The sequence below is a fragment of the Streptomyces sporangiiformans genome, assembly GCF_005768555.2.
Lineage (GTDB): Bacteria > Actinomycetota > Actinomycetes > Streptomycetales > Streptomycetaceae > Streptomyces > Streptomyces sporangiiformans.
On sequence record NZ_VCHX02000221.1, the window covers coordinates 1 to 1,080 of the forward strand.

The 1,080-nt window shown below is 67.0% G+C and carries 1 protein-coding gene; it reads right to left on the minus strand.

Annotated elements, in window-relative coordinates; translation table 11 throughout:
- Window positions 1-1,076: acyl-CoA mutase large subunit family protein (locus FGD71_RS34985; RefSeq protein ID WP_240436917.1), on the minus strand; the 1,076-nt coding region annotated here is incomplete at its 3' end.
- Between the last annotated feature and the right edge of the window lie 4 nt (window positions 1,077-1,080).

Below are 1,080 nucleotides of genomic sequence, written 5' to 3' on the forward strand. Positions count from 1 at the left end.
TCGACGACGTACGAGCCCGCGAAGGGGTCCACGGTGGCGGTCACGTCCGTCTCGTACGCCAGCACCTGCTGCGTACGCAGGGCGAGACGGGCGCTCTTGTCCGTGGGCAGCGCGATCGCCTCGTCGAAGGAATTGGTGTGCAGGGACTGCGTGCCTCCCAGCACCGCCGCCAGGCCCTGTACCGCCACCCGGACCAGGTTCACCTCCGGCTGCTGGGCCGTCAGCTGCACACCCGCCGTCTGCGTGTGGAAGCGCAGCATCCACGACTTCGGGTTCTTCGCGCCGAACTCCTCCTTCATCACCCGGGCCCAGATCCTGCGCGCGGCACGGAACTTGGCGACCTCTTCGAGGATCGTCGTCCGGGACACGAAGAAGAACGACAGCCGCGGCGCGAAGTCGTCGACGTCCATCCCCGCCGCGATCGCCGTGCGCACGTACTCGATACCGTCCGCCAGCGTGAACGCGATCTCCTGCGCCGGCGAGGCACCCGCCTCGGCCATGTGGTAGCCGGAGATCGAAATGGTGTTCCACTTCGGGATCTCGGCCCTGCAGTACTGGAAGATGTCCGCGATCAGGCGCAGGGAGGGCTTGGGCGGGAAGATGTACGTGCCGCGCGCGATGTACTCCTTGAGCACATCGTTCTGGATCGTGCCCGTCAGCTGGTCGGCGGCGACCCCCTGTTCCTCAGCCACCAGTTGGTACAGCAGCAGGAGCAGCGCGGCGGGCGCGTTGATCGTCATCGACGTCGACACCTTGTCCAGCGGGATCCCGCCGAACAGCACCCGCATGTCGTCGATCGAGTCGATCGCCACACCCACCTTGCCGACCTCACCCGACGCGATCGGCGCGTCCGAGTCATGGCCCATCTGGGTGGGCAGGTCGAAGGCGACCGACAGACCCATCGTGCCGTTGGCGATCAGCTGCTTGTAGCGGGCGTTCGACTCCACCGCCGTACCGAAACCCGCGTACTGGCGCATCGTCCACGGCCGACCCGTGTACATCGACGGATACACACCACGCGTGTAGGGATACGAACCCGGCTCCCCCAGCTTCTCCGCCGCGTCCCAGCCCTCCAGGGCC